Here is a 21,042-nt window from a genome sequence, read left to right on the forward strand (position 1 = left end):
CTCTCAATCCCGCAGGTAGCTTGACCGCCCGCTGCGCCGCCGCCGGGCTGGTTTCGCGGCGCGGGCGGGCCGTGCGGGCTCGACGGCAGGCGCGACCTCGACCGCGAACAGGTCGCCCTGCGGCTTCTCTGGCGGCGCGGCGCGCTGCGCCCGAAGCGTCGCCCACTGCTGGATGGTCAGACGATCGACGCCGATATGGTTCGCCATCGCGCGGGCGTAGCAGGCGATGTCGAGCGCCTCGTTCGCCTGCCCGGCCAGCTTCCGCCACTCCTGGTAGCTCTGGCCGGTTCGCTTCACCTCGACCGTGGCGAGGTACTCGGCGGTCAGCTGCCGGCAGTAGGCGAGATCGACGTCGCCAGGAAGGATCATCGAGCCCGGCGCCCAGGGACCGCCCTCGGCAGGATCCCTGTCGAGCGTCAGCCGGGCGGAGGCGTAGTGGTCGCTCTTCAGCGACCAGCCCCCTACCGGCCAGAGCAGCGCGCCCTTCTTCCGCTTCACGCCGCGGATGGTGATGTCGACTTTCGACGGCGTCCCGATCATCGGGAACGTCCGGCCCTTGCGCCCATCGACCGCAAACACCCGCGGCCGGCCCCGACAGAACGCGTAGACGCTGTTCGTGGCGTAACCGCTGTCGACCGCCCAGGCCTCGACGTCGATCGGCTCGCCTCCCGAGGGGCTGTAACGGCGCGGTAGCACCTCCGAGGCGAGAGCCGCCCAGACCTCGGCGCCGTGGGGATCGCCCTCGATCACGCCCCAGTCGGCCAGCCAGCGCGTCATGCCTTCCGACCAGCCCCAGACCGCCCACTCGATCCGGTTCGCCTGGCAGTCCACGGCGCCGGTGAAGATCAGCGGGCCGATGCCCGGGACGCCCCGCTGTAGACCGGGAACCCGACGAGCCAGCAGGAGCTCGGGATCCGGCGCGTCGCCCTTCTCCTCGAACGCCTCGCCCAGCACCTGCTGGGTGAAGGCCTTCAGACGCTGTTCCTTGCCCTCGGCGCCGAGCCAGTCGGCGACGATCTGGTCCCAGCTGACCATGAGGCTGTACGCGGCCCAGATGTGGTAGCCGCGGACTCGGCTCGATGCGGGTCGGGCGCACCAGGTCTCGACCTCCGCGGCCTCGATCCAGTCGCCCGGGCCTTCGCCCGCCGTCGGGATCCAGACGCCAGCCCGCAGCATCTCGAGGCGCTCGGTCGACTCGATGACGCAGCCGTGGGCGGCGCAGCGGAACCATGCGCGGTGCGGCCACTCATCGCTGTCCCATTTGAGGTTGTCGAACTTCAGCAGCTGGTAGGCGCCGCAGTGCGGGCACGGCACGTAGCGCTTCCGCTGATCGGATTCATCGTAGAGCTCGGTGATCTTGCACGAGCCCTTGATCGAGGGCGTCGAGGTCCAAAGTCGCTTGCGATCCCGCTCGTAGATCACCGTGCGCTTCTTCAGCTGATCGATCGGTCCGCCGCGCTGGCCCGCTTCGGACGGCCACTCCGAGATTTCGTCGCCCCAGGTGTAGCGGGCCGAGATCATCTGCAGTCCCTTGGAGCTGCCGGCGAAGGTGAGCTGGTTGAACCCTCGCGCGAAGCGCTTGAAGTTGACGGTCGACCCGCGCTCGCTCTTGTCCGTGTACTCCAGGACCTTCTGCCGGAGCGCCGGCGTGGCGTCGATGCTGGGCTGCAGCTTCGTCTTGTTGAACTTCGACGCCTCCTCGATCGACGGCAGAACCGTGATCATTGGCCCGGGGTCGACATCGACCACGTAGCCGAAGAAGTTCAGCCCGATCTCGGTCTTGCCGACCTGCGCAGAGGCCACCACCACGACGTCCTCGCACGGGTCCTGCGGCCCGAGCGCATCCATGATCTCCTCGAGATGCGGCGCGCGGTCGTTCCGCCACCGGCCCGGATACCGCGAGCCCGACTCCGCGGAGACTTCGCGGACCTCCTCGGCCCACTCTGACACCCGCCGGGTCGGACGCGGCGCGAAGGCCCGGGCGAAGGCGCCGAAGATGATCGGCCGCGCCTCCGGCAGCTGGTCGAGGGCGTCAAGCGGCATCGGCGACGACGTCTCCCGCGAGTTCCTTCTCGAGCGCCTCCGAGGCGGCGGACAGCGCCCCGTCGAAGAAGGCGACCAAGGCGCGCTCCATCTCCCTCGGATCCTCGATCCGCGACAGCGCCTCGGCGTTGTCGCGGGCGGCCTGCAAGCCGGCCTGGCGCATCCGTTCGGCCGCTTCTCCGATCGCGATCTCGACCTGCCGGCGGTCGAGCGTCCGGCCCAGCCTCTCGGCCAGGTCGAGCTCCGCCTCGTCCGCCTGCGCCCGCTCCCGCCGGGCCCGATGATCGTTCATCGACGGCCCGCGGGCGGGCGCCGCCGCTTCGCTCTCCCCGACGTTCGGACCGCGGGTGACGTTGCCGGGGTTGAGGACTTCCGCGCGGTAGCGCCGGAGCTCGTCGACGCTCACCAACCCTTCGGTGTCGGCGAGCGCCTCGTTCTTCTTGATCCAGCGGCCGACGGTCGCGCGGTTGCATCCGAGCTGCCGCGCCGCCTCAGCCGGCGTTACACGATCCTGTTGCATGGTGTTGCGCCGCTGTTGCGTGTTGCACCCTTTGAAATCGCTCGCACTTCAGAACCAACAGGGTTCGAATATCCCGTGACACGACCCTGCCGGGAAGGACCCACCAGCGTCACCGGGCCGTGCTGATGGCCCGATCGAGCGCCTCGCGCATCCGGGCGGGCCAGCGATCGCGGACGGTTCGGGCGGCGAGGCCCCGGAAGTCCAGGGTCGGCGCATACCGGGCCCCGCCTACGACGAGGAGCACCGGGCGGGCCGTGTAGATCCTGCTCGAGGTCCCATCGGATCGGTCATGGGTGAACGTGCCGCGCTCCCATATCGCGACCGCCTGGCCGGCATCGTCGCGCTGCACCCATGCGGTGTAGGCCGATCGCTTGCGCAGCCCGTTCTTGCCTTTGCGGATGTTGGCCAGGCTGGCGTTCTGGTAGGGGTCGGATGACGCACGAAGGGCGGACAGCAGCCGCGTGTAGCGCCCGCCGACGTTCCGCCCGGGCGCGTCCAGGCTCCCGCCATCGGCCGGGATGACCCGCTGACCCTCGATCAGGATGCCCGCCCGGATCAGCGCAGCCTCGAACCGCTTCGCCCGTCGCACCCCACCCGTTTCCATGTGGATCAGGTACTTCCCCGCCGCGACGCCCTTGCCGGCCCACTCCTTGAAGAACACGCGCGAGGTCAGGTTCGCCTTCGTCGCCGGCGTGATCGCGACCGAGTTCAGCGTCCAGCGGCTCGGCTGGTCGAGCTTCTGCTGGAGCATCGTCTGCGTCGCCGCCTTGACGTCCTGCGCGGTGCGGGTGAGCGCCACCGCCGCGGCGAAGCGCATCTGCCGCGCCACGGGCGAGCGGCTCAGCGAACCGCGAACGGTCACGCGAGACATGGTCGATCTCCGATGGCGGGGGGCTTGAACGAGACGCGCCCGGGCGGCGGGAGCCATCCGGGCGCGGTTCTACAGCGTGACGGGGAAGATGCCGCGAATGCGACTTTCAGTCAAGCGCGCCGTCGCTCGCGCGGATCGATCAGCCCAAGGTGCACCGCGAGGTCGGTCAGGGCGTCCGACAGCGCCTCGCCGAGCGCCGCCTGGTTGGTGGACTTCCTCGACCACCCGAACCGCGCCAGCACGTCGCCGGTCCCCTTCCCGTCGAGCACCACGGCCCGCACCACGTCGAGCCGCGTGATCGCCCGCCGCCCGCGGTCGGCATGGGCATGCACGCCCCGCTGGGCGATCACCACCTCCTGCCCGATCACGTCCTCCCAGGTGCGCAGCCGCTCCGCCCAGGCGCAGCGGGTCGTCGCGCCGCCGTCGCTCAGCCCGCCGCCCCGCCCTTCGCCCGGGCCACGGATCGATGCAATGCGCTCGACGAGCCCTTCGTATTCGCGGGCAGCGGCCTGGCAGCCGTCCGGCAGCCCTCGCAGCACCCGCGCAGGCGCGCGGCGCATCACCTGCTGGGTGGTGGTCTTCATCACCCGCGCCGCGGGGGCATAGGCCGCGACCTCGACCTCTTCGCGCCGCAGCTCGGGCCGGGCCGGGCCGCGCGGGCCGACGTCGTTCAAGGGGCCGTCGAGCCGGTCGCGCGCGCCGGTCATCACCCGCTCGACGTGCTTCGCGAGCGCCGCCTCCTCCGGCGCGACGCGGACGCCGTAGGCGGCTGACCAGTCGATCCGGAGCGCCTGATCAGCCTCGCCGCCGCATGGCGCTCCTGCCCGCTTCGCCCTGCTCTTCGCCTCACGCCGCATCATCCACCCCCCATCTCCGGTTCGCTCGGGAACACCAGCGCATGGACCCGCGCCCGCCCCATCTCCCATTCGGCGAGCAGGCGCAGGTCGTCTTCGCTCGCGCGGCCCTGCCCCTTCCGCCGCTCGGCCGAGGCGACGTCCTTCGCGCGCTCGGCAGCCCGGCTCCTTATCCCGCGCCGGGCGTCCTCGCCCGGCGGCGGCCGCTTCGAGCGCACGAGGTATCGCGCCAGCTCCGCGGCCTCGAACGGGCTCCGCGCCCAGGCCTCGCGGCCGGCGGCCGAGCGCATGTAGCTGATCAGCAGGCGGTTCCCCGCCGGCGGCGGGGTCTCGATCCCCTCTGCGTAGCGAAGGATCACGAGGTCGGACGGCCACACGTCGCGCCGCGGCCCCTCGCCCAGCCGGGCGAGCACCTCGCGCAGCGCCTGCAGGCCGGAGGGGCTCATGTACGCCAGGCGCTCGGCCAGCTTGCCCAGCCGCTCCCGGTGGGCCTCGACCGTCACGCTCGCCTTGCGGCGCATCCCCTGCGCCTCCAGCGGCTCGATCAGCAGGGTTCGCACGCGGGTCCGGCCCGGCATATCCTTCTCAGCCAGTTCCCCGGTCTCGGTCATTTCGGCCTCCTGCTGTCCGAAGGGGTAAGGGGAAGATTCACATCAGGTGTTCTCTAGGTCGGCGACAGCTGTCGGAGACGGTGTCGCGACACTGTCCGTCACTGTCGTGACGACAGTTCTCAGCGCCCTTCGCGGCGCCTGCGTTCCTCTTCGATGTCAGTGACTTGCGCGCCGATCATCTCGGCGTAGCCCAGGAAGATCAGCGCCGCGCGAACGGCCTTCCGGGTGATGTCGCTGCCGTGGCCCTGGACGTGCTCCAGCACGCGCATCTGCAGCGACTGGTCGGCGATGACGCGGCCGGGGAGCTTGTTCCACGCCATCTGCTTGCGGACCCGCTCCAGGTGTTTGGAGAGGACGCCTTCCTGCGCCCGGCTCTTGCGCCGTTCGATCCCATCGACGGCGGCCACGACGGCCCGGGTGAGCTCGGGATGGTGCAGGCGCACCTCCCAGCCCGCCGAGATGAACCCGGGCTCGACGAGGCACAGGACCGGCTCCCAGCCGCGCAGCGCCCCGTTGGCGCGATGGATGCGCCACGCCTCGACGGTCGCGGCGCTGCGTGCCGGTCCGATCCCGGCGAGTTCGCCGAGCTTCGCGTCGTCGTCCGGCAGCGTGCCGGCGGTATCCTGCTTGGCGGCGCGGCCCCAGAGCAGGTGACCGTAGAAGCCCGCGGCGGGATCGACCTCGCCGCGCCAGCTCGAGTTGTTCAGCGCCTCGACGTCGAACTGGATCCACGAACCGCTCAGACGCTGGCCGAGCGCAAGGGGATACTGGTCGAGGCCGGGGGGCGGTTCCGCGTCGCCATGGAAGTCGTCATCCATGGCCGCGCTCCCTCAACAGCTCCACCGCCGCCCGGGCGACCTCGACCCGCACGCGCTCCCAGTCGCCGGTCTGGTGCCGCGAGCGGATCGCCTGCAGCACGTCGTTGGGGTGCAGGCCGGCGGCCGCGGCCCAGATGACGTGCTCCACGGCGAGCGACTGCGCGCGCTGGAACAGGTCGGCGTCGGCCGGACGGTCAAGCGCCACGGGGCCGCGCAACGGCGCGGCTCCCGTCAACGTGCCGGACTGGAGCGCCAGGGACGCCATGGCGCCCTCAGGCCCGCGCGACGACGCGGCCGCGATGCACCGGCACGTCGGGCAGGTCGACCGCGATCGCGTCCACCAGCCGCTCGAACTCGGCGTCGAGCAGCTCGTCCAGCCGCACGATCTGCACGCGGAAAGTCAGCTTCCCGTCGAGCATGTTGTAGGCGAGGCGAGCCGCCCACTCGACCGGGTCGCACCCCCAGAAGACACCCGTGCGCAGACGGATCAGCTTCGGGCAGGTCACGGCCCCGCGGGTCTGGTCATCCTCGGTGAACTGGAACTGCCGCTCGCCGGTGGAGAGGTTGATCGCCTGCCGGAACTTCACGTCGCGGATGACCTCGAAGTTCTGCGCCACCTCCATCAGGTCGGCGGCCGAGGGGGCGAGCGCGTCGAAGCACCGGTCCTGCAGGAACTCGGCGAACTCGCGCTGGGTCATCGGCTTGTCGTGCACCGAATGCCAGGCCTCGAAGGCGGGCGTGAGCGCCGCCGGCCAGACTGCGCGATGGGTCGCCCAGGAGGCGCCGCCCTCGCCCGCCGAGTGCCAGTCCAGATGCGCCACGATCTCTCGATTTTCGAGCGAGGCGAGGACCCGGGTCCGGGCCTTGTCGGAATAGGCCTTCACGTAGGCGCAGAAGCTCGCAGGCGTCTCGTGCCGCACCTCGGCGCGGACACGGCGCGGCGCCGCGCGGAACTTCTCGAGATCCTCGAAGCGGACCGTCGCGCCAGCGGGCGTGACGACGGCCAGCGCGCCGTCGGGCAGTGCAATCTCCTCCAGGCGCGCCTGCGGGACATGCTCAGCCGCGGCGTCGATCAGCGTGCGGGTGTCGTTTTCCATGATGATGATCCTTGGACGGGAAAGGCGGCGGCCCTGGTCGGGGCCAGCGGCGGCGTCAGGCCTTGGCCATGCCGCCGGGGACGGGGCGGGGACCGAAATCCAGCTCGTCCTTCGGCGGGGTGCGGGTGAGGTCATGATCCTCGGTGGGCCAGTAGAAGGCCTCGCCCTGCGGCCGCTTGGGCAGCGTCGCCTTGACGTCCGCCTTGACCTTGAGCGCGCTCTCGCCGTTCGGCTCGACGGTGAGCGTCACCGTCACCTTGCCGGACTTGCCGTAGCGGGTGACGTCGCGCACCACCTCGCGGAGCATGTCGTCGGCGCTCTCGACCAGCGAGCCGCCGTCGTCGCGCCCGGGCGGCAGGCGCATCGCCTCCTGCCCTTTCTTCATCGCCTGCCCGACGTTGAAGCCGGGGCCGACCATTCGGGCGATCTCGCAGATGGGCTGACGGTCGAAGGGCGTCTCGCCCTGCGCATGACGCTCCCGGCCCTTGCCGTGCGCGGCCTGCTCGAGGGCCTCCGCGACGACGGCCGCGAGCGCCTCGTATCCCTCGGGCGCGCTCATTGCGCGGCCGCCGAGAACAGGGGGCCGAGATCGTGGTCACCAAGCAGTGCGGCAGACGACGGCTCCGACCACTCGCCGGCGATCCGGTCGCGTGCGATCTCCGCATAGGCCGGGTTCAGCTCAAGCAGGATCGCCCGGCGTCCGTGCCGCGCCGCGACAAGCCCCGTCGTGCCCGCGCCGCCGAAGGGGTCCAGAACCGTGCCGCCCTTCGGGCAGCCGGCGAGGATGCACGGCTCGATCAGCTTCGGCGGGTAGGTGGCGAAGTGCGCGCCGGAGAAGGGCTCGCTGGCGACGGTCCAGACGCTGCGCTTGTTGCGCGTGCCGCCTCGGCCGACGGCATCCAGCCCAGATTGGTCGGATGAGGGGTAATCTGCGTGGCGCGGGGGCACGCCGCGCCGGACGTTGCCCACCACGAGGCTCTTACCTCCCTCCCCATTCGCGAAGGTACTGGAGTTGCAGTAGGCGCCGCCTCGGAACGAAGGACGGAACTCGTCTTGAGCCGCCTTCTCCCGGATCGCATCGGCGTCGTAGTGGTAGCGTTGGCGCTTCGAGAACAGGAACAGGTACTCGTGAGCCTTGGTGCAGCGATCCTTCGTGCTCTCCGGCATCGGGTTGGGCTTCGCCCAGATGATGTCCTGCCGGAGAATCCAGCCGTCATCCTGAAGGGCGAAGGCGAGCCGCCAGGGCATGCCCAGCAGGCTCTTGTTAGGCAGGCCCGACGCCTTGGCCGGCGACCAGATGGCGGCGGCGTCCTCACCATGGCCGGTCTGGAGCGCCGAGCGACGCGCGAACGCCCCGTCGGCGTCCTTCGGCGGGGCCTTGTTGCCCGGCGGCGTGGTGACGTAGCTGTCGCCCATGTTCACCCAGCAGGTGCCGTCGTCGCGCAGGACGCGGCGGACCTCGCGGAAGACCTCGACCATGGCGGACAGGAACTCGGCGGGCGTCGCTTCGAGGCCGATCTGCCCGTCGACGCCGTAGTCGCGCAGCCCGAAGTAGGGCGGCGACGTCACCACGGTTTGCACCGAAGACTCCGGCATCTCGCGCAGGAGCTCCCGGCAGTCGCCGACGCGGATCTCGACGCGGCCGCTGGCGACTTTATCGCCGCGACGCTCGGAACGCTGCTGACGCACGGCCGAGGACTGGTTGCCGTTCACGCCGCGCGCTCCTCGTAGTCCCAGGGGTCGAGCCCCGTGCGGCGTCGCACGGCCTCGACCACGTCGGCGTTCGCGTCGAGGCGCCCGTAGATGCGGCCGCCGGTCGGGGTCGGGACCGCGAAGACGCGCACCGGCTCGGCCTTGCTGCGGCTGCGGGCCTGGACGGCCGCGTCCCGCCGCGCCCGATCGGACGGGCTCATCCGCGACAGCGCCAGGTCGACCAGCTCGGTCCCGACGTGCAGCTGGAGGCGGATCTCGGCGCGCGACCAGCCGCAAAACAGCAGCGCCCGCACCTCCTCGACCCGCCGCGCCACCGTCGCGGCGTCGCGGCGTCGGGCCTCGACCTCAGGCTCGGCGACCACGGCGCCGGCGGCGACCGCGCCCCGGGACCACTCCGGTCCGCCGAGACTGATGGTTCTCGTTTCGCTCATGTCGACCTCCACGAAAAAGCCCGCCGGCGGCGCGAGAGCCGACCGGCGGGCAGGTCCGACGGGGAGGAGACGGCGGGGAAGAGCTTCCCGCTGCCGACCGGCCATTCCTGGCCGGACGCGGTGACCGGGACGCGCCCGGAACGGATGTGATGATGACGCCAGCCTCGGGGCCGAAGGCGCGGACGCTCGGCCGTGAGACGACCCGTGCCTACCCCACACCGGAGACACGGGCCGCTCTCGGGACGGCTGCAGGAAAGCCGTCCTCTACCGCCAGGCTGGGGTCGCAGGTCCAAGCGTGACGGCCCGAACAGTGTTCGCGCGAGCGAACATGCCGCGCAACACCTAATTTCTCGGAGAGATTCCTGACCGAAAAGCGCCCACCGACCGCGAGGCGAGCGGCCAGCGGGCAAGTCCGACAGGAAGGCGACCTTAGCAGCCCGGTCCAGCAACGTCACCACCCCGGGGTTGGTGGCGGCGGGGGCCGTGACGCTGGCCCCGCAGGCGCCCGCGGGGCTGCCCTCCGCCGCCGCCGGCCAGGCAGGGAGGCGCCCGACCGGCATCTGCATTCGAAGGTCCCGGGCTCCCACCGGGCGCGAGCCGCTGAGCGGCCCTCTTCGGCGATATCCGCACGCCGCATTGGCCAGCCGTCCGCCCGGCTGGGGGCCTACTCCCGGCGCTCCCACGGTGCGGTCGGCTCGCTCCCCGTGGTCCTGACGCTCTCCGGTTTCGCCTGGGGTCTGGAAATCGCGGCCGGGCGAGCACGCCCGGCCACAGTCGCCCTGCGCGCCCGTATCGAGGGAGGCGACAGCCACCTCGCGCGCGCAGGGATGGGGATCGCGCCCCGCCGCCGAGGGGGTCAGGCAGGCGGGGCGCGCACCGGCCGGCGCCGAGGGGACGGACGCGGGCCGGAGGGGATGACGGGTGGGGGCGGTCACGACGACGCCTCCCGGGCGAAGCGGGCGCGGGCCGTGGCGATGCTCTCGGCCGCGAGGTCGAGGTCGGCCTGCAGGCGCCGCAGCTCGGCCGGCGTGAACCCCGCGCCGCCGGGGCCCGCGGGGTCGGTCGCCTCGAGCATGTGCGCGCCGATCTCGCCGGTCGCCCGCAGCAGGGCCGCCACGGCCGAGGACAGCGAGCCGTCATCCTCGCGCAGCTCGCGCACCTCGGCGCCGGCAAGGGCGGCGAAGTGGCGGGCGGCGACCAGCGCCGCGGCGGGCGACAGGACGGCGACTTCGTGCAGCGCCGACACCGGCATGCGGCGGCCGTTGGTCTCGGCCGGGTCGCACCAGTGCGACAGGGTCGAGGCGTCGAAACCCAGCTCGGCCTGCACCGCGCGCCGGCGGGCGGCGTCGAGCGCGTCCGAGATCATGCCCGTGGGCGAGCCGGCGGCCTGGATGCGGGGCGCGCCCATCGTCAAACCTCCCCGCGCTTGTTGCGTTGCGGCGAGACGCGACGCGCCGCAGAAATCAGGCGGCCGAACGGGTGCAGCCTGAGCGCGAAGAAGACGGAAAGGACTCGACCGATGATGACGCGGGGGCCACCATGCGGGCGGATTTCAGAGGGGGACGCGAAATGACGGACATCACGCCGGACGAATTGGCCGAGATGAAGGGGCGGATGATGGCGCTTGAGGTCGCCTTCGTCGCCCTTGGCGCGCACCTGCTGCGTCGCGAGGATGCGGCGTTTCAGCGGGAGGTGTTGCGAACGATTAGTCGTCCGACGGTGCTTTTCGAAGCTCGAGGACCCGGCGACGCCGAAGAGGAAAGGCCCAGAGCTCTCGCCATGCGCTCCTTCGAGAAGAACCTGCAGAACCTCTCGGATCCGCTGCAACAGACGATAGGCGCCAATCCCGCCCGACGGTGACGTGGATCTGAAGCGGCGCCGGTCGACGGCGAAGAAGGCGGCGCAGCATGCACATGAGATGTCTCCTGCGGGGGCGACGATTTCAGAGGGAGGAACGACTTTGAGCGTAATGCCGTGCAGCGCGTGCGACGGAACCATCGGGGCCCGCGCCACCCGCTGCCCACACTGCGGAGAGCCGGCGCCCGGCGTGAGCCTGCTGATCGCCTTGGCCGCCGCGCCTTTCGTTGCATGGCAGGCCATCTCCCTTGCTGTCGTCGTCAGGCTCGTCCAGTTCGCAGGCAACGCCCCGACGCCGGACGACATCACCTTGGGATTTGCATTCGCACTCGGCGTCGGCATCGGGGCGCCGGTGGCATATGCGATCTGGCTCGGGGGGACGCTCGTGACGGGTTTTGCGGCCCTGTTTCTCCGTCCGAGATAAGCGTGAGGGAACTCTCGCAGACGCCCGTCCGGGCCAAGACTGGAGGAGTTGCCCGCCCTCAGTGTTGGCGAACCTTTGAGATCAGCGCGGGCTTGGGTCATGCGGCTCGCCTCGCCGCATAGGACTTCATGAACGCCTCGACGCGCTGCAATGTGCGACGACGACATTCACGACCAGCCTTCAGGCGGGACACAAAGCTCGTGTCGTTGACTGCCTCTCGCCCAAACGCAGTCAAGTGCATGCCGCGATCCGCGCAAAACCGCTCAATGCGCTCTACGAGGTCGGCGTGAGGGATGTCGGGATCATCAACCATGCTTCTCGATATTCGTGTTTTTACGAAAACGCAATCGCAAATTAACAAATGGGGTCAGCGAGTGAGGTCGTGTAAATGCAATGGCATGCAGCGCGAACCCGAAATGCAGATCCTCACTGACAATATCGCAGCCCTCCTGGCGGAGCGCGGCTGGACAAAGAAGGACCTTTCGCGCGCCGCCGGCTTCACCGAGAGATCGACACGCGTCTACGAGCTGTTCGGCGATCGTGTCGCCCACTGCAGGGTCGATACCGTCGCAGCCTGCGCTAGAGCCTTGGGGGTTTCGGTGGCGAACTTGTTTCAAACGCCCGAGCACCGCGCGCTTGAGCACACGTTTCTGCGACTCCTCGAGCAATTGCCGCCCGATGAGAAGGATCGGCTGATCCGTATCGCGGAGGCTTTGGCGGCGTCGAACGACGCGCCACCAACGCGAGCCCAATAAGCAGCGACAGCTGCCGCGGCGAAAGCTTCAACAGCGTGCTTGGGCCAATGTCGCGCATACGCCCCCCCCTCGAAACAACCTTAAGGAATCGCTCCCCAGCGACCGTCGCTCAGCACGTCTAACATATAGTCCAAGGTGCCCGCCCGTCGGTGCGCCAATGGGCGGCAGCTTTCGTCACCGTCGGGGTTTTGGTCAAACTGCTGATCTACCGACGCTTCATCGCGCACTCCAAGTCGCTGCGCCGCTAGATCCCGAACTCCTTGCGGCCCTGAAGCTCTCAGCTTAACAATTCATTCATCGGCTCAATGTGCAGCCAAGCATCGCTGCCTGTGAGGGAGAGGGGATAGATGAGGATAGGTATTGCGTTTTTGCTGATCGCGTCGGCCGCCGCCTGTGCGCCGGCGACGCAACATCCCGTGCCGGTCTCGGGATCAAAGGCGGACGCCACGGTAACCTTGGCGGCCGAATACTCAGAGCATGGCACGCAGCCGAACTGGTCGAATGCAGTCAGTGAGGCAACCGCTCGCTGTGGCGCATGGGGATACACTGGGGCCGAGCCGCTGGGCTCGAAGTTTACGACCTGCGTGAGGTCAGGTGCTTACGGGATCTGCTCCAGGTACCGCGAAACGATCACCTATCAATGCCTCGGCGGGACAACCACAAGCGTTCAGTAGCCTGACGCTAAATTTGCCCAACAAGAAGCGAGGCCTGCGCCGCAAGGGCGCGGGCCTTATTTCTGCCCCCGCTCGGCGGCGGGCGAGTCGCCTCCTTGCATGCCGGGCGCTCGCAAAAATACAAATGTAAGATTGACGATTTGCGAAAACGCGAATAGCGTCCCCTCCGCCAACCCCGACGGAGGACCTCATGTCGACCCTCTCTCACGAGCCCCCCGCCAGATCGGCGTCGTGGGTCTTCACCCAGGCCCCAGGCCGCGCCTTCGCCGCTTATGACCAGGCCCGCGATGCGCTGCGCGCCGCCGGCTTCAGCATCGGCCACACCCAGAAGGGCGCGCCGACGGGCCTCCTCAGCGGCGACGTCGACATCCGGAAATGGCGGAACCTCTCCGCCGCCGACCGGGCCGCCCTGCACGGCACGATCGCCGGCGACTTCCGCAACGGGCCCGTCCGGGTCACGCTCCTGAGCGCCTGCCCGGCGAAGGCCGCGCACCGCCTCGAGGTCGAGATCGGCTTGCGCCTCGCCCGCAGGCTGATCCGGCCGACCCCCTCCGAGGTTGCGGCATGACCGCCCCGGCCCCCGCCGCCGCGCCGGCGACGCTCACCATCGCCGAGGCGGCCGAGCGCTTCGGCCTGACCCCGCGCACGCTGCGCTTCTGGGAATACAGCGAGCTGATCGAGGCGCTCCCGCGCCAGAAGGGCGGCTCGCGCTTCTACGGTCCCGACCAGGTCGCGCGGATCGCCCGCATCGTCCGGCTGCGCCGCATGCGCTTCTCCCTCTCGGACATTCTCGACCTGCTGAAGCTCGAGGCCGCCGGCGACGACGGCGCCCCCGCCGCCGCCCGCCTGCGGATGCTCAAGGCGCGTGCCGCCGCCATCGAGGCCGAGATCGAGGACCTGACCCGCGCCCGCCACCTGGTGGGCGAGGAGCGGTTCGCCCTGCACCAGGCCGGCGCGGCCGACGACGCCCCGGCCGACCCCCGCCCGGTCCTGATCGAGGGGGAGGCGCACGCATGGCCCGCCTGACCCGCAAGCTCGAGCGCTTCGACGTGGAGGTCCTGTTTCAGATCCGCACGCTGCGCGCCGTCTGCGTGCGCGCCGACGAGGACGCCGACGACGTGTGGCTGCCGCTCTCGTCGATCACGCTCGATCCGCCCGAACCCCTGATGCGCGGTCAGCGCATCACCGTGCGCGCGCCCGAGGCGCTGCTGATCGAAAAGGGGCTGGTGTGATGCCTCCCCGGGACGCGCCGAGGCTCGGTGGATCAGGACGAGGGGAGCGCCGGCAGGCGGTGGAGAGCCATCGGACTGAGATCGGCGGATCGAAAGCAGGCCCACCGAAGCCGGGCCTGCGCAAGATGTCGCCGGCGCAGAGAGGCCCCGGCCTCCCACGCGGCGAGCGAGCCTTGGTTCGAAGACTCGACCATGATCTCCGTCGCGATCCGGTCGAGGTCGCTGGCGGGCCGCAGAACCTCGTCGATCAGCGCGCACACGATGATGAGGCGGAGGCGGCACAGGCGCCTGTCCGCCCCGATCCATACGTCGATCGAGGAGGCCGGGTCGTAGCGGCCGGCGTTCTCAGGCCCGATCGCCGACAGGGCGACGGACGTCAGAACCAGACCCCGGATCGTGTCCGGCAAGCCGTCGAAGAACGAAATCACGGCGCCCCGCACGCCGATCCAGGCGATGTCGTCGTCGGTCATGGGGGACTCTCCTTCGGGTTGCTCGTCTACGCACAGGTTCCTCTTAAGGAACTTTCCGTGGGCGCGGGAGACTATCTCGACCGCCCGAGCGTGAATTGGGGAACTGCCCTCAAGATCAATGCGTCGATTGGGTTTCGTGCTGCCACTGGCGATGCACCCGAGGTCGACGTCGAGCGCCCAGCCCCACCGCTCTCGCCGGCGCCGCGCCCGAAGCGATGCACCGACTGCCACCGCACCGAGGCCGATGCGCACGAGCGCTGGTGCCCGCACGCCTGACCGAGAGGAGGCCGAGTCATGTCCCGACCGCAGACGCCCTTCACCCCGATCTCGCCCGAAGCGCGGCTGCGCGACGTCGAGCGGACCCTGCGCGACGCGCAGGGTCTCGCCGCGGGCCGGGCGCCGGGCTCGCCCGACTTCCGCCTCGCCGCCGCGCAGGCGATCCGGGCCGCCCAGGAGGCCGAGGCCCTCCGCACCCACCTCCGGGCGATCGACGCCCGCGCCAGCGCCCTCGCCGCCGAGGCGGGGAAGATCGTTGCCCTGAACGAAGGACGCGCCGCATGACCCCCTATGAAGCCCGCGCGCAGGCGGCCGAGTGCCGCGACCGGATGCGCCACACGTCGAGCCAGTCGATCATCGAGACGCTGGACCGCTGCGCACGCCACTTCGACGATCTCGCCGAAAGGGCGGAGGCCGACAAGGAGCGGGCAGCCGAGAGAAGGAAGGGCCACAGCTCCCGGTTCGCGCGAGCCCTTCTGGGCCGGAGCATCGAGGAATGACCCCCGCAGGCGAAGCCAGCCTCGCCGCCGCGATGGCGCGGAAGGCCGGCCCCGGGGCGCCGCTGCGGGCCATGGCCCCGACGTCGCTGATGATCGTGACCTGCGAGGGCAGCGGGCGGCTCTATGCCGAGACGCTGGACGCCGACGCCGAGCGCGACCGCCGACAGGCCTGGACGATGGTGCGCGGCGTCTACCGGGCCCGCCGGGACCTGCGCGCCCGGGCCGCCGCCGAGGCCTCGGCCGAGACCGGAGGCGCAGCATGAACGGGATCGAGAGCATCGCTGCGGAGCGGTATCGGCAGGTCCGCGACGAGGGCTTCACGCGCGAGCACGACGACGAGCACGCGGCCGGTGAAATCGCCGGCGCCGCTCTCTGCTACATCTGGTCGGCGATGACCGGCGCCCACCAGATGTCTCCGCCGCGGCCCCCGGCCTGGTGGCCCTGGGCGCACCGCTGGTGGAAACCGAAGGGCCGGCGGGAGGACCTCGTTCGAGCCGGCGCCCTGATCGCCGCCGAGATCGACCGGATCGACCGGCGGGCGGCCCGCGGCGGGCCCGAATGATGACCCGCCGCGTCCTCCCGCACCGCCGCCGGAACGAGACGGTCGGCCTAGAGCACCAGGGCCAGCACCTGACGGTGACGGTCGGTTTCGACGACGCCGGCCACGCCCGCGAAGTCTTCGCGGACGGGGCCCGGCTGGGCTCCGACCTCGCCCACGTCATCGCCGACGCCTGCGTGGTGATGTCCCTCGCGCTGCAGCACGACTGCGCGGCGGGCGACCTGATCAAGAGCCTCGGCGTCGTGCCCGACCCCGCGAGGGGCGAGGATGCGACCCGCCCCGCCAGCGTGCTGGGCGCCATCGCCGCGGCGGTCGCCGTCGCGGGTCCCCGCGGCCGCTCGCCCGAGGCCTTCGCGCCCGCGCCCCCGCCCTCGCCAAGGCCCGCCGGCTCCGCCGCGGCCCGTTCGGAGACCACGCCATGACCTCGCCCGACCTGCCCGCCGCCGATGGCCGCGCCGACGACGGGCGCGCGACGCCGCTGCACGGCCGCAAGACCCGCAGCGACCGCACGAAGCCGCCCCGGGGCGCCTGCGTGCCGTCCGGCTGGTGGATCCTCCCGGGCGCCATCCTGGGGGCCCTCCTGGTCGGGGGCCTGACCACCTGCGCCCGCGCGCAGGCCCTGACTATCTGCGGGCCGCGCCCGGCGCTCCTCGCGACCCTGGCGGCGCGGGGCGAGCGCCCGGTCTTCCTGGGCCTGTCCGGCGAGGTCGTGGTCGAGATGCTGGTGGCGCCCGGCGGCGGCTGGACCCTGATCACCACCGCGCCGGAGGGCATGTCGTGCATCCTCGCGGCCGGCGAGGCGGCGACTCCCGTTGGACCCCGGTCCGCGGGCTCGGAGCGGGAGGGCTGACCATGCCCAAGGCCACCGTGAAATTCCGCCCGATCGAGCGCCAGACCCTCGACCTGTTGATGCAGGCGCACAAGACCGCCGGCGGCGATCCGATCGCGACATACTCGGTCCTGATCTCGGCCGCGATGGTCGCCGGCGCGATCATTGGGCTGACTCCCCAGCAGGCCGGCCACCAGGCGCCAGAGCTCATGCGCATGGCCCGGGCCGCTGTCCGGGAACGCCCGGACATCTTCGGACCGGGCGAGGAGGGCTGACCGTGACCGGCTTCGCCTTCCACGCGCCGAAGCGCATCGAGCACTCGCCCGCGCGGCTGCGCCACGGCCTCGGCGTCCTGCTCGCCTACCGCGAGGCCTTCGCCGCCTCCCGCCCCGCGGACATGCCGGCCACCGACCGCGCCATCGCCCGCCTGCGGTGGGCCTTGGGCGAGCCCGGGGCGGCGGAACCGGACGAGCGGGCGCACCTGCGCGAGCGGCAGGATGAAGCGGAGGCGCGATCCTGATGGCGCTTCCGAAACCCACCCTCGGCTATCCCAGCCGCTCGGCGGCGGTGCAGGCGCTCCGCGAACAGGGCTGGAGCATGCGGCGCATCGCCGAAGAGATCGGCATCTCGCTCGGGACCGTCTCCGCGCTCGATGCATCCGCGAAGCGCCGTCGCGAACCCCGCCCGGCGGAGGTCAACGGGAAGACGGTCCTGTTTCCCGCGGAGGTCCTGGATCGCCTGCGTCCGCACGCTGCGCGCCGCGGGATCACGCCGAACGAGCTGGCCCGACGAATCGTGGATGTGGCGATCGACGAATGCATGATCGACGCGATCCTCGACGATGAGCTCGAGGCGTCCCGATGACCGCCCGCGTCCTGATCGGCTGCGAGACGTCGGGCGTGATGCGCCGCGCCTTCGCCGCGCGCGGCTTCGACGTCTGGTCCTGCGACCTCCTCCCGGCCGAGGACGGTTCGAACCGCCACATCACTGGCGACGTGCGCGACCATCTCGCCGACGGCTGGGACCTGCTGTGCGTGATGCATCCGCCCTGCACGCGCCTCTGCAATTCCGGGGTCCGCTGGCTCTCGGCCCCGCCCAACGGGCGCACGCTACCCGAGATGTGGGCCGAGCTGGACGACGCGGTGGACCTCTTCGCCGCCTGCTGGCGCGCCCCGGTCGAGCGCGTCGCCGTCGAGAACCCCGTGATGCACCGGCACGCCCGCGAGCGGATGCCCGCCGACCTGCCCAAGCCGCAGATCGTGCAGCCGTGGTGGTTCGGCGAGCCGTTCTTCAAGGCGACCGGGCTCTACACCCGCGGCCTACCGCCACTCGCGCCGACCGACAAGCTCACCCCGCCGGCCCCCGGGACCGAGGCGCACAAGGCCTGGAGCGCCGTGCACCGCGCCTCACCGGGCCCCGACCGCTGGCGCTTCCGCTCGCGCACTTTCGAGGGGGTCGCCGCCGCCTGCGCCGACCAGTGGGGCGACGCGATCAGGGAGCACCTTGCCGCATGACCAGCTCACCCGTCCCGCTCTCCGCCCGCCGGCCTGAACGGCGTTCCCTCAACGCTCGGCAGGATCCGCGCCTCGGACTGCCCGCGCACGCCGCACCCGCGGCAGCGCAGGCGGTGCGCCCATCCCAGGTCCCGGCCGACCTTGATCCCGTGCGCCGCCAGCACCGAGGCGTAGACGTCCACCGTCCGCCCGCAGGCGCGGCAGTGAATATGGACGACGTGCGAGTCGAGATCGGTGCCGGGCATGGCTCGAGATGTAGGAACGGACAGAGAACGTCCAGCAGGGAGACCGCGGCATGACCGACCGACCGATCATCTTCAGCGGGCCGATGGTCCGCGCGCTCCTCGAGGGGCGGAAGATCCAGACGAGGCGGGTGATCAAGCTCGGCCGCCACCTGCCTGGCTACTGCGGCCCTAAGGGCGCCGAGAACGATCCGACCTGCTGGGGCTGGGAAGACACGGAGAACGGCGACTGGATCACGCTGGAGAAGGACCCCGGCCAGCGGCTGGGCTGGAGGGATCTCCGGGCGGCCTATCGCGCTGGCGACCGCCTGTGGGTCAAGGAAGCGCACAACATCTGGAACGCTCACGGCCTGCACCGCGACGATGGCAAGCGGTGGGGACCGTGGGGAGGACTGCCGACCCAGCTCTCGCCAGATCGGACGCGGATCGCATACTTCCGCGAGGGGTTCGACCGCTGCGATCCCGGTCCGTGGCGCTCCTCCCGCTTCATGCCCCGCTGGGCTTCCCGCCTGACCCTGACCGTCACCGACGTCCGCGTGCAGCGGGTGCAGGAGATCACGGACGCGGATGCTGTCGCAGAAGGCGTTCAAGGGCGGGCAGGGGCCGATATCGACATCGATGGGTTCTGGTGGCCGGGCTCTCCTGTCGCGCTCTTCCGGACCCTCTGGGACAGCCTCAACGCCAAGCGCGGCCTCGGCTGGGAGGCAAACCCCTGGGTGGCGGCGCTGACCTTCGAGGTCCACCGCTCCAACATCGACCAGATGCCGGAGAGCTGATGACCGACCCCACCCTCTACGGCAACCACGACCGATGCCCGGCCTGCGAGCTGCGCCGGGAGCTGCAGGACACCGCGCCGATCAACCGGCCTGAGGTTCCCTGCAACGTCTGTGGCGGGACCGGATTCCTGCCGCTCTCCGACGCCGAGATCGTGCGCCGGACCTGCGAGGAGCTGCGGGTCTACTGGGAGACGTGGCCGGAGGGGCTGGAGGTAAGGCGATGACCATGGCCGCCGCACGCCAGGACAAGGGTGCCTGACCATGTCCCGCCCCGCCCGCATCCCTTCCGGCGCCTGGCCGGCCCAGCTCGACGCCACGCTCGCCGCCGGGTTCGTCGGCGAGAGCTCGGCCGAAGCGTTCAAGCGCAAATGCGGAGACGGAAAGCCGTATCCTGCCCCGAGGCGAATCTCGGGCGTGGGGGACAGATGGCGGACCAAGGATCTGGAGGCGGCGATCGACCGCCTGCACGACGCGGGGCCGCTCGACGGCGCGGACCTCATCTGATGAAGCCCGCCGGCTGGCCCAGATACATGCGGGAGAAGCGCCTCGCCGGGGGCGCCACTGCCTATTTCTGGGAGCCGCCCGGCATCTACCGCAAGGCGGGTCTGGCGTTGAGGGCCGAGCCTCTGGGGCGGGACTATGCCGCCGCCGTCACCCGCGCGGAGATCCTGAACGCCGAGGTCGACGCTTGGCGGAAGGGCAGGGGCGGCGAGAAGGTCCCTCAGGGCGTCGGGACGCTGCGCTGGTGCTTCCACGTCTACCAGACCGAGAGCCTCTCCTGGCGTGAGAACGTCAGCGAGCGGAGCCGGGGCGAGTATGCCCGCAACCTGCGCATGATCGCCGAGATGCCGCTGGAGCGCCCGGCGCGGGGCCTGGCGACGGTCGGCGACCTACCGCTCGCGGCCATCACGCCTGCCGCCGCCGATCGCATCTACAGCCGCCTGCGTGTGAAGCGGATCGAGCGCGAGGTCGACGGCCGTCAGGTGGTCGAGGAGGTTCCGCGCCTTCGCCAGGCGCATCTGGCGCTAGACATCGCCCGCCGCGCCTGGTCCGTGGTCGCCCGCGTCCAGCCCGAGCACTTCCCGAAGACGCCTGCCGGCTTCGTGGCGCAGCCGTTTCACGGCATCGAGCGGATCCGGTCGCCCCGGAAAGTGAAGCCGGCCGCGACCCTCGAGGAGGCCTACGCCCTGGCCGCCGCGCTCCGCGACATGGGGCACCCGCACCTGGGCGCCGCGGCCCTGATCGCCTTCGAGTGGGTTCAGCGACCCGAGAACATCCTCGCCGGCTGGATCCGGTGGACGGACTACGCTCCCGGCGAGCGGGCGATGATCCTGCACCACAAGACCGGCGAGCGTGTCGAGCATCCGCTGAGCGACGAGGACGGCTCGCCGCTCTATCCCGAGCTGGAGGCATGGCTCGCCGATCTCGACGTGCTCGGCGTCTCCATCGTGCTGCAGGTCGGCGCCCGGGGCCCGGGCAAGGGCAAGCCCCGGCCCTACGATCCCAAGCAGGCCGCGGGCTTCGTGCGCCAGGCGCGCAAGGCGGCGGGCCTGGGCGATCACGTCACGCTCGACGCCTGCCGACATGGAGGCCTGACCGAGCTGGGCGATGCTGAGGTGACCGAGGCCGAGGGCATGGCGACCAGCGGCCACAAGACCCCAAGCGCCTACCGCGGGTACGTCAAGCGCACCGCCGCGCAGCGCCTGTCTGCCGCTCGGAAGCGCCGCGCCTGGCGCGAGTCCGGGGGCTGAACCGGGAACGCGGATTCGGAATGGCACCTGATGGGTTTTCGGAATGACCCGCGTGGACCTTCCTAAGTTATTGAAATCGCGGCGCCGGTCGAGGGGCTCGAACCCCCGACCCCCTGATTACAAATCAGGTGCTCTACCAGCTGAGCTAGACCGGCCTGCCGCTCCCGTCCGGATAGCGTCTCGCGCGGCGCCGGGCAAGCGGGGGGACAAGGGCAAGGGGACGGC

The 21,042-nt window shown here is 70.9% G+C and carries 36 protein-coding genes and 1 tRNA gene; 21 read left to right on the forward strand and 16 right to left on the reverse strand.

Annotation, left to right across the window (positions count from 1 at the left end; all coding sequences use genetic code 11):
- Positions 1–3 precede the first annotated feature (3 nt).
- The 12 genes from BM064_RS13840 to BM064_RS13895 form a co-directional block, all read right to left on the reverse strand.
- Positions 4–2,043: a phage terminase large subunit family protein gene (locus tag BM064_RS13840; RefSeq protein WP_092860390.1), complete on the reverse strand. Its 2,040-nt coding sequence runs from the start codon at positions 2,041–2,043 to the stop codon at positions 4–6.
- Entirely contained in the window at positions 2,033–2,563 is a 531-nt protein-coding gene (locus tag BM064_RS13845; RefSeq protein ID WP_092860391.1) for a helix-turn-helix domain-containing protein, read from the reverse strand. The genes BM064_RS13840 and BM064_RS13845 overlap by 11 nt, the downstream gene beginning before the upstream one ends.
- A 109-nt stretch (positions 2,564–2,672) precedes the next feature.
- On the reverse strand, positions 2,673–3,434 hold the full coding sequence (locus tag BM064_RS13850; RefSeq protein ID WP_092860392.1) for a hypothetical protein: 762 nt from the start codon (positions 3,432–3,434) through the stop codon (positions 2,673–2,675).
- 110 nt (positions 3,435–3,544) lie between these two features.
- Positions 3,545–4,294: a hypothetical protein gene (locus BM064_RS13855; protein ID WP_092860393.1), complete on the reverse strand. Its 750-nt coding sequence runs from the start codon at positions 4,292–4,294 to the stop codon at positions 3,545–3,547.
- Complete coding sequence (locus tag BM064_RS13860) at positions 4,291–4,899, reverse strand: hypothetical protein (RefSeq protein WP_092860394.1); 609 nt, start codon at positions 4,897–4,899, stop codon at positions 4,291–4,293. Before BM064_RS13860 ends, BM064_RS13855 begins: the two co-directional genes overlap by 4 nt.
- Positions 4,900–5,018: 119 nt before the next feature.
- A complete protein-coding gene (locus BM064_RS13865) occupies positions 5,019–5,717 on the reverse strand; it encodes a hypothetical protein (RefSeq protein WP_092860395.1) in 699 nt (232 codons plus the stop codon).
- Positions 5,710–5,934: a hypothetical protein gene (locus BM064_RS13870; RefSeq protein ID WP_143103329.1), complete on the reverse strand. Its 225-nt coding sequence runs from the start codon at positions 5,932–5,934 to the stop codon at positions 5,710–5,712. The genes BM064_RS13865 and BM064_RS13870 overlap by 8 nt, the downstream gene beginning before the upstream one ends.
- Positions 5,935–5,989: 55 nt before the next feature.
- Positions 5,990–6,814 (reverse strand): DUF2303 family protein, encoded by an 825-nt coding sequence (locus BM064_RS13875; protein WP_177236256.1) that lies wholly within the window; start codon positions 6,812–6,814, stop codon positions 5,990–5,992.
- A 55-nt stretch (positions 6,815–6,869) separates the two neighbouring features.
- Positions 6,870–7,373 (reverse strand): hypothetical protein, encoded by a 504-nt coding sequence (locus tag BM064_RS13880; RefSeq protein WP_092860398.1) that lies wholly within the window; start codon positions 7,371–7,373, stop codon positions 6,870–6,872.
- A complete protein-coding gene (locus BM064_RS13885) occupies positions 7,370–8,527 on the reverse strand; it encodes a DNA-methyltransferase (RefSeq protein WP_218161043.1) in 1,158 nt (385 codons plus the stop codon). The genes BM064_RS13880 and BM064_RS13885 overlap by 4 nt, the downstream gene beginning before the upstream one ends.
- On the reverse strand, positions 8,524–8,958 hold the full coding sequence (locus BM064_RS13890) for a hypothetical protein (protein WP_092860399.1): 435 nt from the start codon (positions 8,956–8,958) through the stop codon (positions 8,524–8,526). Before BM064_RS13890 ends, BM064_RS13885 begins: the two co-directional genes overlap by 4 nt.
- A 931-nt stretch (positions 8,959–9,889) precedes the next feature.
- The gene (locus tag BM064_RS13895) at positions 9,890–10,366 is read right to left on the reverse strand and encodes a hypothetical protein (RefSeq protein WP_092860400.1); all 477 of its coding nucleotides are present in this window, start codon (positions 10,364–10,366) and stop codon (positions 9,890–9,892) included.
- A 161-nt stretch (positions 10,367–10,527) separates the two neighbouring features.
- On the opposite strand from BM064_RS13895, the gene BM064_RS13900 reads away from it, so the two are divergent.
- A complete protein-coding gene (locus BM064_RS13900; RefSeq protein WP_092860401.1) occupies positions 10,528–10,818 on the forward strand; it encodes a hypothetical protein in 291 nt (96 codons plus the stop codon).
- A 187-nt stretch (positions 10,819–11,005) separates the two neighbouring features.
- A complete protein-coding gene (locus BM064_RS13905) occupies positions 11,006–11,239 on the forward strand; it encodes a hypothetical protein (RefSeq protein WP_092860402.1) in 234 nt (77 codons plus the stop codon).
- Positions 11,240–11,336: 97 nt separating this feature from the next.
- On the opposite strand, the gene BM064_RS27475 is transcribed toward BM064_RS13905, so the two are convergent.
- Positions 11,337–11,552 carry a hypothetical protein gene (locus tag BM064_RS27475; protein ID WP_177236257.1) on the reverse strand — a complete coding sequence of 72 codons (216 nt, stop codon included), beginning with the start codon at positions 11,550–11,552 and terminating at the stop codon, positions 11,337–11,339.
- On the opposite strand from BM064_RS27475, the gene BM064_RS13910 reads away from it, so the two are divergent.
- The 5 genes from BM064_RS13910 to BM064_RS13925 all read left to right on the forward strand — a co-directional run bounded on the left by BM064_RS13910 (position 11,551) and on the right by BM064_RS13925 (position 13,900).
- The gene (locus BM064_RS13910) at positions 11,551–11,994 is read left to right on the forward strand and encodes a helix-turn-helix domain-containing protein (RefSeq protein WP_177236258.1); all 444 of its coding nucleotides are present in this window, start codon (positions 11,551–11,553) and stop codon (positions 11,992–11,994) included. The two genes, BM064_RS27475 and BM064_RS13910, sit on opposite strands and share 2 nt — an antisense overlap.
- A 347-nt stretch (positions 11,995–12,341) precedes the next feature.
- Positions 12,342–12,668: a YecR family lipoprotein gene (gene yecR, locus BM064_RS28500; RefSeq protein ID WP_143103330.1), complete on the forward strand. Its 327-nt coding sequence runs from the start codon at positions 12,342–12,344 to the stop codon at positions 12,666–12,668.
- A 190-nt stretch (positions 12,669–12,858) separates the two neighbouring features.
- A complete protein-coding gene (locus tag BM064_RS13915) occupies positions 12,859–13,236 on the forward strand; it encodes a hypothetical protein (protein WP_092860404.1) in 378 nt (125 codons plus the stop codon).
- Positions 13,233–13,694 (forward strand): helix-turn-helix domain-containing protein, encoded by a 462-nt coding sequence (locus BM064_RS13920; RefSeq protein WP_092860405.1) that lies wholly within the window; start codon positions 13,233–13,235, stop codon positions 13,692–13,694. Before BM064_RS13915 ends, BM064_RS13920 begins: the two co-directional genes overlap by 4 nt.
- Positions 13,682–13,900 carry a hypothetical protein gene (locus BM064_RS13925; protein WP_092860406.1) on the forward strand — a complete coding sequence of 73 codons (219 nt, stop codon included), beginning with the start codon at positions 13,682–13,684 and terminating at the stop codon, positions 13,898–13,900. The genes BM064_RS13920 and BM064_RS13925 overlap by 13 nt, the downstream gene beginning before the upstream one ends.
- 32 nt (positions 13,901–13,932) lie before the next feature.
- Here the strand turns inward: BM064_RS13925 and BM064_RS13930 are convergent, their stop codons facing one another.
- Positions 13,933–14,370 (reverse strand): hypothetical protein, encoded by a 438-nt coding sequence (locus BM064_RS13930; RefSeq protein ID WP_092860407.1) that lies wholly within the window; start codon positions 14,368–14,370, stop codon positions 13,933–13,935.
- A 294-nt stretch (positions 14,371–14,664) separates the two neighbouring features.
- On the opposite strand from BM064_RS13930, the gene BM064_RS13935 reads away from it, so the two are divergent.
- The 10 genes from BM064_RS13935 to BM064_RS13980 are packed head-to-tail and all read left to right on the forward strand — an operon-like array spanning position 14,665 to position 18,048.
- Positions 14,665–14,931 carry a hypothetical protein gene (locus BM064_RS13935; RefSeq protein ID WP_092860408.1) on the forward strand — a complete coding sequence of 89 codons (267 nt, stop codon included), beginning with the start codon at positions 14,665–14,667 and terminating at the stop codon, positions 14,929–14,931.
- Positions 14,928–15,146, forward strand: a complete 219-nt coding sequence (locus BM064_RS13940; RefSeq protein WP_092860409.1) for a hypothetical protein — start codon at positions 14,928–14,930, stop codon at positions 15,144–15,146. Before BM064_RS13935 ends, BM064_RS13940 begins: the two co-directional genes overlap by 4 nt.
- Entirely contained in the window at positions 15,143–15,409 is a 267-nt protein-coding gene (locus BM064_RS13945; RefSeq protein ID WP_092860410.1) for a hypothetical protein, read from the forward strand. Before BM064_RS13940 ends, BM064_RS13945 begins: the two co-directional genes overlap by 4 nt.
- Entirely contained in the window at positions 15,406–15,708 is a 303-nt protein-coding gene (locus BM064_RS13950; RefSeq protein ID WP_092860411.1) for a hypothetical protein, read from the forward strand. The genes BM064_RS13945 and BM064_RS13950 overlap by 4 nt, the downstream gene beginning before the upstream one ends.
- Positions 15,705–16,127 (forward strand): TSCPD domain-containing protein, encoded by a 423-nt coding sequence (locus BM064_RS13955; protein WP_092860412.1) that lies wholly within the window; start codon positions 15,705–15,707, stop codon positions 16,125–16,127. The genes BM064_RS13950 and BM064_RS13955 overlap by 4 nt, the downstream gene beginning before the upstream one ends.
- On the forward strand, positions 16,124–16,555 hold the full coding sequence (locus BM064_RS13960) for a hypothetical protein (RefSeq protein WP_092860413.1): 432 nt from the start codon (positions 16,124–16,126) through the stop codon (positions 16,553–16,555). Before BM064_RS13955 ends, BM064_RS13960 begins: the two co-directional genes overlap by 4 nt.
- Before the next feature lie 2 nt (positions 16,556–16,557).
- Positions 16,558–16,809, forward strand: a complete 252-nt coding sequence (locus BM064_RS13965) for a hypothetical protein (RefSeq protein WP_092860414.1) — start codon at positions 16,558–16,560, stop codon at positions 16,807–16,809.
- 2 nt (positions 16,810–16,811) lie between these two features.
- Entirely contained in the window at positions 16,812–17,054 is a 243-nt protein-coding gene (locus BM064_RS13970) for a hypothetical protein (RefSeq protein ID WP_092860415.1), read from the forward strand.
- Positions 17,054–17,398, forward strand: coding sequence for a hypothetical protein (locus tag BM064_RS13975; RefSeq protein WP_092860416.1), 345 nt, complete (start codon positions 17,054–17,056; stop codon positions 17,396–17,398). The genes BM064_RS13970 and BM064_RS13975 overlap by 1 nt, the downstream gene beginning before the upstream one ends.
- Positions 17,395–18,048 (forward strand): hypothetical protein, encoded by a 654-nt coding sequence (locus tag BM064_RS13980; protein WP_092860417.1) that lies wholly within the window; start codon positions 17,395–17,397, stop codon positions 18,046–18,048. The genes BM064_RS13975 and BM064_RS13980 overlap by 4 nt, the downstream gene beginning before the upstream one ends.
- 5 nt (positions 18,049–18,053) lie before the next feature.
- Here the strand turns inward: BM064_RS13980 and BM064_RS13985 are convergent, their stop codons facing one another.
- Positions 18,054–18,293: a hypothetical protein gene (locus tag BM064_RS13985; RefSeq protein ID WP_092860418.1), complete on the reverse strand. Its 240-nt coding sequence runs from the start codon at positions 18,291–18,293 to the stop codon at positions 18,054–18,056.
- 50 nt (positions 18,294–18,343) lie between these two features.
- On the opposite strand from BM064_RS13985, the gene BM064_RS13990 reads away from it, so the two are divergent.
- Genes BM064_RS13990 through BM064_RS14005 form a run of 4 tightly spaced genes read left to right on the forward strand, consistent with a single transcriptional unit; the run spans position 18,344 to position 20,817 of the window.
- Positions 18,344–19,066, forward strand: a complete 723-nt coding sequence (locus BM064_RS13990) for a hypothetical protein (RefSeq protein ID WP_092860419.1) — start codon at positions 18,344–18,346, stop codon at positions 19,064–19,066.
- Positions 19,066–19,290: a hypothetical protein gene (locus BM064_RS13995; protein ID WP_092860420.1), complete on the forward strand. Its 225-nt coding sequence runs from the start codon at positions 19,066–19,068 to the stop codon at positions 19,288–19,290. The genes BM064_RS13990 and BM064_RS13995 overlap by 1 nt, the downstream gene beginning before the upstream one ends.
- A 37-nt stretch (positions 19,291–19,327) precedes the next feature.
- The gene (locus tag BM064_RS14000; RefSeq protein WP_092860421.1) at positions 19,328–19,570 is read left to right on the forward strand and encodes a hypothetical protein; all 243 of its coding nucleotides are present in this window, start codon (positions 19,328–19,330) and stop codon (positions 19,568–19,570) included.
- A complete protein-coding gene (locus BM064_RS14005; protein ID WP_092860422.1) occupies positions 19,570–20,817 on the forward strand; it encodes a site-specific integrase in 1,248 nt (415 codons plus the stop codon). Before BM064_RS14000 ends, BM064_RS14005 begins: the two co-directional genes overlap by 1 nt.
- A gap of 82 nt (positions 20,818–20,899) precedes the next feature.
- On the opposite strand, the gene BM064_RS14010 is transcribed toward BM064_RS14005, so the two are convergent.
- Positions 20,900–20,972, reverse strand: a tRNA-Thr gene (locus BM064_RS14010).
- Positions 20,973–21,042 lie beyond the last annotated feature (70 nt).

Source organism: Albimonas pacifica, from assembly GCF_900113695.1.
GTDB classification, from domain to species: domain Bacteria; phylum Pseudomonadota; class Alphaproteobacteria; order Rhodobacterales; family Rhodobacteraceae; genus Albimonas; species Albimonas pacifica.